6 protein-coding genes are annotated in these 8,423 nt (G+C 61.7%); 3 read left to right on the forward strand and 3 right to left on the reverse strand.

What is annotated here, in order from left to right; all coding sequences use genetic code 11:
- The 3 genes from SH809_15665 to SH809_15675 form a co-directional block, all read right to left on the reverse strand.
- Positions 1–946, reverse strand: a 946-nt coding sequence (locus tag SH809_15665) for a transglutaminase family protein (GenBank protein MDZ4701147.1), incomplete at its 3' end; no start/stop codon positions are given.
- Positions 947–952: 6 nt separating this feature from the next.
- The gene (locus SH809_15670; GenBank protein MDZ4701148.1) at positions 953–1,915 is read right to left on the reverse strand and encodes an alpha-E domain-containing protein; all 963 of its coding nucleotides are present in this window, start codon (positions 1,913–1,915) and stop codon (positions 953–955) included.
- 10 nt (positions 1,916–1,925) lie between these two features.
- On the reverse strand, positions 1,926–3,356 hold the full coding sequence (locus SH809_15675; protein MDZ4701149.1) for a circularly permuted type 2 ATP-grasp protein: 1,431 nt from the start codon (positions 3,354–3,356) through the stop codon (positions 1,926–1,928).
- A 189-nt stretch (positions 3,357–3,545) separates the two neighbouring features.
- On the opposite strand from SH809_15675, the gene SH809_15680 reads away from it, so the two are divergent.
- The 3 genes from SH809_15680 (at position 3,546) to rsmB (ending at position 7,984) form a co-directional block, all read left to right on the forward strand.
- Entirely contained in the window at positions 3,546–4,682 is a 1,137-nt protein-coding gene (locus tag SH809_15680) for a Gfo/Idh/MocA family oxidoreductase (protein MDZ4701150.1), read from the forward strand.
- Positions 4,683–4,692: 10 nt separating this feature from the next.
- Positions 4,693–6,567, forward strand: coding sequence for an ABC transporter ATP-binding protein (locus SH809_15685; GenBank protein ID MDZ4701151.1), 1,875 nt, complete (start codon positions 4,693–4,695; stop codon positions 6,565–6,567).
- An 88-nt stretch (positions 6,568–6,655) separates the two neighbouring features.
- On the forward strand, positions 6,656–7,984 hold the full coding sequence (gene rsmB / locus SH809_15690; protein MDZ4701152.1) for a 16S rRNA (cytosine(967)-C(5))-methyltransferase RsmB: 1,329 nt from the start codon (positions 6,656–6,658) through the stop codon (positions 7,982–7,984).
- The last annotated feature ends 439 nt before the right edge of the window (positions 7,985–8,423 follow it).

The following is an 8,423-nucleotide window of genomic DNA, read 5'->3' on the forward strand; positions in this document are numbered from 1 at the left end:
CCAGCAGGGCAGCGGCTCCGCCGGCAGGGTCGCCGGGTTGGGAAACCAGCGCCAGCTCCGGCATGGCGGCATCGTGGACAGGGAATCGTGCCTGCGCCACGGAGACGCCGACACGCAAGATGCTTTTGGCCGACCCCTTGAAGACGCCACGTGCCGGTGGGACGTCGGCGTAATCTCGCCCGATGGCGACACGGATATGCCTGTCGTCGGCCAGGGTATTGTTTGTAGGATCGAACCCGATCCAGTCGAGCCCCGGGATATAGGCTTCGACCCATGCGTGCGAACCGTCCTCGGCGGAACGGTTATGCGCCAGATCGGTCTCAGGGCGGTGGAACAGGTAGCCGCTCACGTATCGACAGGGGATGTAGAGTTGCCGCGCCAGTGCGATGAAGATGTGCGCGAAGTCCTGGCAGACCCCGCTTCGATGCGTCAAGGCGTCGTCGATGGGGGAGTTGACGTGCGTGCTCTGAGGGCTGTACTCGAATTCGCGGTAGATGAGCGCATTGAGTTCGCGCAGGAGGCTGAGAGGATCGTCGCGACGATGGATGGAAAACGCTGTGCGGAAGTCAATGAGTCGGGGCGTCGGCTGGGTGAAGGCGCTCGGAAGGACCATTTCGAGGTGTTCGTCGCCGGCCATGATACGGTCCATCTCGGCCCACAAACCGGGATCCACGCATTCAGGGAGGTGATCGCGGGGACGGACCTCAACGAGCGCGCGCGACGTGAGGGATAACGCGTCGTGTACGCCCGGAATGTCGAAGTGGTGGACCGTGTTGCCCATATAGTCCTGGTACGAAAATACCTGAACACGCGGGGAAACGGTGAGCTCGAAGGAATAACACTGTTGTTCGGACTCGGTCCGGGGGCACATGCGCACCTCCATCCGGCTCTCGCGGATCGGGCTGTCGTACGTGAACTGGGTAATATGGCGTATGACGTACTGCATGCTGCGTTAATAGGAGAGACTGTAGGAAAGGGGGTAGTTGATGCAGGTTTCGAAGATGCTGTCGTGGATCTGCAGGCAACGAGCGTGGATATCCTCCAGGTACTCTTGCACGCCGTCCGACAGAATGTCGCCGATCGGGTCGAACTGCAATGAAGAGGCGAGTTTGCCGGCCAGGCGATAGCCCTCGCTCTGCTTGAGGGTCGGGATCGACGCGGACAGGGCGGCGAGGGCCTGGAGGATCATCCGAATGCCGAAATGGACCGAATGAGGGAATGCGGGATGGAGCAGGAGGAACGACATGGCCCGGTCGGGGTGGATGCTGGCGGTATGGAGCCGGCAGTAGGCTTCGAAGGCCGTGCATGACTTCAACAGGCCGACCCATTCCATGTATTGCTCGATGGCGAACGAGACGTCGTCAGACGGCGAGTGGTCACCCACATGTACCTGAAGCAACCGCGCCACTGATTGCACGCGTTCGATGTAGCGTCCGAGCTGGATAAACTGCCAACCTTCTTCGTGGCTCAGCGTCGTATCCGAAATCCCCTGAAACAGGTGTGCCCCGTCGCGGACGGACTGGAAAAAGGCGTGGGCGTCCGTATCCCAGATGCTCTGTTTCTCGGTATGCAGCAGCTGCAAGTACATCCGATTGACCTGCTCCCACATCTCCGTGCTGATTTGCTCGCGCACCTCCCGCGCGTTCAGCCGTGCCGACACGATGCTATTGACGATCGACCCTCGCACGCTGGTGTCGTACGTCATCGCCGCCGCCACCTGATAGGGCTCCGGCGTCTTGTCGGCGTCGAGCGGCAGGTACAGGCTTGCCGCGACCCGTCGCCAGCGCTGATCGACGATGTCGGCCTTCTGATCCAGAAAACCGTGCAGGTTGACATTCAGAACGCGCGCGGTGTGTTCGGCGCGTTCTAAATAACGACTCATCCAGTACAGGCTATCGGCTACACGTGAAAGCATATGGCCCCTCTCAATCGATCACCCAGGTATCTTTACTTCCGCCGCCCTGCGACGAATTCACCACCAACGACCCCTCTTTCAGGGCGACACGCGTAAGTCCGCCCGGGACGATCCGCACCGACGAGCCAAAGAGGACGTACGGGCGGAGGTCCACGTGCCGGGGGACGATCCGGTCGCCGATGAAACACGGTGCCGCCGAGAGGGACAGGGTAGGCTGTGCAATGTATTTGCGCGGGTTCTCGAGGATGGCGGCTCGGAAAACCTCCCGTTCCGCGGCCGTGCTGTGGGGGCCGATGAGCATGCCGTAGCCGCCAGACTCGTCCACCGATTTCACGACCAGGTGCTGGAGGTTTTCGAGCACGTACGACCGGTCCGAATCGTCCTCCAGCAGGTAGGTCTGCACATTGGCTAGAATCGGCTCCTGATCGAGGTAATACCGGATGATCGCCGGCACATAGGCATACATCGCCTTGTCATCCGCGACGCCGGTGCCGATAGCGTTGGCCAGGATCACGTTGCCGGCGCGGTACGCGTTAAAGAGCCCCGGCACGCCAAGCGCGGAATCCGAACGGAACGGGATTGGATCCAGGAAATCGTCGTCGACGCGGCGGTAGATGACGTCGACGCGTTTCAGGCCGGCTGTCGTGCGGGTGTAGACCGCGTTGTTGTGGATGAGCAGGTCCCGCCCTTCGACCAGTTCGATGCCCATATGGCGCGCCAGGAAGGCGTGTTCGAAGTAAGCGGAGTTAAATACCCCCGGCGTAAGCAGCACGATATTCAGGTCGCGGTCTGAAGAGCCCATTTCCTGAAGCGTCGACAGGAGGGCGTTCGGGTAATGGTCGACTGTCCGAATCGAGTAGTGTTGGAACAGCTTGGGAAAGACATTTCGCATCACCTGCCGGTTGTTGATCATGTACGACACGCCGCTCGGGACCCGCAGGTTGTCCTCCAGCACCGCGAAGGTCCCATCCGGCAGCCGCACAAGATCGATGCCCGCGATCGATACATAAATATCCTTCGCGACGCGCACGTTGCGCATCTCGCGCCGGTAGTGTTTGCAACTGTAGACCAGCTGCCGCGGCACGACCCCGTCGCGCAGGATATGCCCGTCGTGGTAGATATCTTTCAGAAAAAGATTGAGGGCCCTGATGCGTTGCTCGAGACCGCGCTCCAATAAATCCCACTCCGCGCGATCCAGGATGCGCGGCAAGATATCGTAGGGGAAAATTTTCTCGGTGCCTTCGCCATGGCCATAGACGGTGAAGGTGATGCCGCGCTGGAGGAACGCGAGATCCGCCGCCCGCTGGCGTTGCCCCAACTCCTCGACAGTGAGTTCATGGAGCCGGCGGTACAGGGTTTCATAGTGGGGGCGCGGGACGAGACCCTCGGTGAACATCTCGTCGTGCGCCCCGTTGAGCGAATAGCCAGTCAGGAGCGACATGCTGTTCTCTAAAACAGAGCAGTGGCCAGGCGCCGTGCTAGTGGTGGGGTGGGAATGCGAAAAAGAATGAGGCGAATATACAGAACAACATGCAAAAGTAAAGCGCCTGCCATTTCTCCACGGCTTCTGGATCGCTTAGCCCGTGTTTCGTACTCTATGGCAAGATATCGCCACCAACCGCGCTCCGCCATGTTTCGCACCCACGCAGCCGGCCTACCCCCGCGCCGCGCCCTGCTCGTCCTTCTGCCGCTGGTCATGCTCCTCTCCGGCTCGCACGCCCCCGTGCAACCTCCGCTTCGGATCGCCATCGTCGGCCTGGTGCATGGCCACGTGCACGGTTTCCTGCGCGACGCCCTGAGCCGACCCGATTTCGAGGTTGTCGGCGTTTATGAAGCCAACGAACGACTCCTGGCGGAGTATGGGCAACGGTACGGCGTGGAGGCATCGAAGCGATACACGGATCTGGCGACGATGCTGGCCATCAGCCGGCCGGACGCAATCACGGTCTTCACGAACACGTTCGACCACAAGCGGGTGGTCGAGCTGGCGGCCGAGCGGAAGATTCACGTGATGATGGAAAAGCCGCTCGCGGTGTCGATGGAGCACGCCCAGGCGATGCGTGACGCCGCAAACGCGGCCGGCATCCACGTGCTTGTCAACTACGAAACCACCTGGTACGCCAGCAACCGCTACGTCTACCAGAGCATCAACGAGAATGTCGACTACGGCGTGGTCCGCAAGATGGTCGTGCACGACGGCCACATGGGGCCCCGTGAGATCGGCGTCCAACCGGAGTTTCTGGACTGGCTGACCGATCCGGTGCGCAACGGCGGTGGGGCGCTAACGGATTTTGGCTGCTACGGCGCGAATCTGATGACATGGATGATGCTTGGCCGGCGCCCCATCGCCGTGACAGCCGTCCTCCAGAACCTGAAACACAACGACCCCACCTACTCCCTGGTCGATGACGAGGCCTCGATCATCGTCGAGTACCCGACGGCGACCGGCATCATCCAGGCCTCGTGGAACTGGCCGTACCACCGGAAGGATATGGAGGTGTATGCGGATTCCGGCTACGCCATCGCGGTCGACCCCGTGAAGCTACGCGTGCGCAAGACCGGCGAAGAGGAGCAGATCACGCGGGGTGTGAGCCTGCAAGCGCCGTATGACCACCCGTTGACCTACCTCGCGGCCGTCGTTCGCGGTGAAGTACGCGTGGCGCCGCACGACCTTTCGTCGCTCGACAACAACCTCACCGTCACAGAAATCCTGGATGCCGCCCGAGTTTCGGCCGCGACGGGTAGGCGGGTGCTCTTGACGCGTTAAGCGTTTTTTTATGGCGAAAGAAAGGCAGTCCTCGCGGCCGGCGGTCCGCGGTCCCCGCAAGAGTCCGGAGGAGAAGGCGTACGAGGAGATGGGCTTCAAGGAGCGTTTTGCGGCGCTGAGCCATATCCCCCCGTTTTTTAGTCTGTTGTGGCAGGCCGGCCCGGGGATGATGGTCGCCAACCTGCTCCTCCGGCTCGTCCGTTCCGCCGTGCCGGTGGCGACGCTCTACATCGGCAAACTCATCATCGACGAAGTGATCCGCCTGGTCAACGCCGGCGGCGGCGAGATGGACCGGATCTGGCTCTATCTGGGGGCGGAGCTGGCGCTGGTCATCGTGTCCGATCTCATCGGCCGCCTCGTTTCGCTGCTCGATGGCTTGCTGGGCGATCTGTTCACGAACGATGTCTCGGTGCGGCTGATGCGGCATGCGGCGCAGCTGGATCTGATCCATTTTGAGGAGTCCACGTTTTACGACAAACTCGAACGCGCCCGCCAGCAGTCGTACAACCGCCACGTCCTGATGAGCCAGATCTTCAACCAGCTCCAGAATCTGGTGACGATCCTGTTCCTGGCCGCAGGCCTCGTCTTCCTGGCGCCCTGGCTCATCCTCCTGCTCATCGTGACGCTCGTGCCGGCCTTTCTCGGGGAGGCGCACTTCAACACCAAAAGTTACTCCCTCATCCGCGGGTGGACAGAGGAGCGGCGGGAGCTGGATTACCTTCGCTACACCGGCGCGAGCAACGAAACGGCCAAGGAAGTGAAGATCTTCGGGCTGTCCGATTTTCTCTCCGGCCGCTACAAAGATCTCGCCGACGCCTACTACCAGGCCAACCGGACACTCTCGATCCGACGTGCCGGCTGGGGCGGCCTGCTGGCGGTGTTCGGGACGATCGGATATTACGCCGCGTACGCGATCATCGTATGGCGCACGGTCGATGGGCAGTTTTCGGTGGGCGACCTCACCTTTCTCGCCGGCTCGTTTTCACGGTTGCGCGGCTTGCTGGAAGGACTTCTGCTGAGCTTCGCCACCATCGTCGAACGCGCGCTGTATCTCAAAGACCTGTTTGAGTTCTTCGAACTCAAACCGGCCATCATCCAGATCGCCTCGCCCCGCCCCGTCCCCAGCCCGCTCCGCGAGGGGTTTCGTTTTGAAAACGTCGGCTTCCGGTATCCGGGGACAGATGTGTGGGCGGTGCGGGAGCTCACCTTCGAACTCCCCGTCAACCAGATCGTCGCCCTGGTCGGAGAAAACGGCGCCGGCAAGACGACGCTCGTCAAGCTCCTCGCACGGCTGTACGACCCGGACGAAGGCCGAATCCTGTTGGATGGCCACGATATGCGCGAGTACGACGTCGATGCCCTGCGGAGCCGGATCGGCGTGATCTTTCAGGATTTTGTCAGGTATGACTGGACCGCCGGCGACAACATCGCTGTCGGCCGGATCGAGCAGCGGGACGAAAAACCCCGCGTCGAGCAGTCCGCCGAGATGGGCATGGCGCGCGCCGTGATCGATAAACTTCCGGCAGGGTTCGATCAGATGCTGGGCCGGCGGTTCTCGGAAGGCGTCGAACTTTCCGGAGGCGAGTGGCAGAAGGTCGCCCTCGCCCGCGCCTATATGCGCGACGCCGAACTGGTCATCCTCGATGAACCCACCGCCGCCCTCGACGCAAGGGCCGAATACGAGGTGTTTAAGCGGTTTTCGGAGCTGACCGAGGGCAAGATGGCCGTGTTGATTTCCCACCGGTTCTCGACCGTCCGTATGGCCGATCGCATTCTGGTGTTGGAACAGGGTCGGCTCGTCGAAGACGGCACCCACGAAGAACTCCTCGCCCTCGGCGGCCGTTACGCCGAACTGTTCAGCCTCCAGGCGGAGGGGTACCGGTGAAGGGTTTAAGGTTTGGGGTTTAAGGTTTAAGGAGTCAATTAATCGCCCATTGACCATCAACCATCACATTTAATCTCCCCCCTTTAATTTGCAATCTCTTTCCACCCGCGAACGCGCCGTTCAGCAGCTGAACCAGATCGAGTTCCAGGGAGCGACGATCGCCGATGTCAGCGAACTCGCCACTAGCACCGACGCACGCGACCATCGCCAGATCCTGGAGTACGTTGCCGGCGTCACCCGCTGGCGGCGCTGGTTGGATTTTATTCTCAGCCAGTATTACAAGGGGGAATTGGAGAAGATGGAGCACACGCTCCACCAGATCCTGCGGGTCGGGCTCTACGATTTGCTCTTCATCCACACCCCCGAACACGCGGCCCTGAATGAGGCCGTGAATCTGTCCAAGAAGATGGTTCGGGCAGGCGCCGGCGGTCTCGTAAACGGCATCCTGAGGAGCGTTCTCCGCAACCGGGCGGCACTGCCCGAGCCCGTCGAGGAAGATCTCGCGGAGCAGCTCGCCATCCGCTATTCGCATCCCACCTGGATGGTGGAAGGATGGCTGGCGCGATACGGCGAGGCCGACACCCGGGCCCTGCTGACCTGGAACAACGAACGACCCACGTACACCCTCCGCGTAAACACCCTGCGGACGGACGCCGAAACAGTCCTGGCCCGATGCGCCGCGCTCGGGGTGATGGCCGAGCCTTCGCCGTTGGTGCCGGACGGGATTCGGGTGGATGGCCTCCAGACCCTGATTCGGGATGGCGTGCTGGATGAAGGCCTGTGCAGCGTGCAGGACGAAAGCGCGATGCTGGTCGTCCGACTGCTGGACCCGCAACCTGGCGATACGGTGATCGATCTGTGCGCGGCGCCGGGCGGCAAGACGTATTACGCGGCGGCCCTAATGGGCGATCGCGGCCGGGTCATCGCTGCCGACGCCCAGCCCGAGCGTCTTCGCCGGCTACGTACCGGCATGCGGCCGCTGGGTCTGTCGATCGTCGAGCCCCGCGAAATGGACGCCGCCGAGCCTGATCGCGACCTCGCCGGCCTCGGAGACCGCGTCCTGCTGGATGCGCCGTGCACCGGTCTGGGCGTCCTCGCCAAACGGGCGGATCTGCGATGGAAACGAACCCCGGAGGAGCTGATGCGCGTCACTGCCCTCCAGGCCGAGCTGCTGGATGCCGCCGCCGGCCTCGTCAAACCCGGCGGAGTGCTGGTGTACAGCACCTGCACCATCGAACCCGAAGAGAACGAGCGCCAGATCGAGGGCTTCTTGAAGCGGCATCCCGAGTACAGCCTGGAGCCCGCCGGCGGGTTCGTGCCCGGAGCCGTCGTGTCCCCAGAGGGCTATTTGGCCTCATTACCTCAGCACCACGGCATCGATGGGGCGTTCGGGGGGAGGATGCGGCGAAAGGCGTGATTAGCGATTAGCGATTAGCGATTAATGCGAATCAGGAGTTGAAAGTGGGTTTATCGACGGTCCTCCCACTCGGATCGTCATCCCCGACCCCGATCGGGGATCCATTGAACAATCGAGAATAGCTCACTTGCTGTTCCTTTCTCGCAACTTCGTCATCGTTGAAGCTCGCATGGTTCCCCGCATTCGCGGGAGCCTGCCCCCGGCTTTGACCGGGGGATGACGGGTTTCTTTGGTGAGTAAGAGTATAGTGCCCGGCTTAGACCAGGGATGCCCAGGGAAAGAGGCAATTCGTGGACTGCCAGCGCCAGAACATGCGATTCAGGAGTTGAATGCGCATTCCGCGTGATTTGGGAGTGCATAACTACTTAAGAAACCGTTAAGTTTTGCGCATTGCATAACGAACAAGTCATCCCCGCGAAGGCGGGGACCCAGAAAATGC

It is taken from the genome of Rhodothermales bacterium (assembly GCA_034439735.1).
GTDB lineage: Bacteria > Bacteroidota > Rhodothermia > Rhodothermales > JAHQVL01 > JAWKNW01.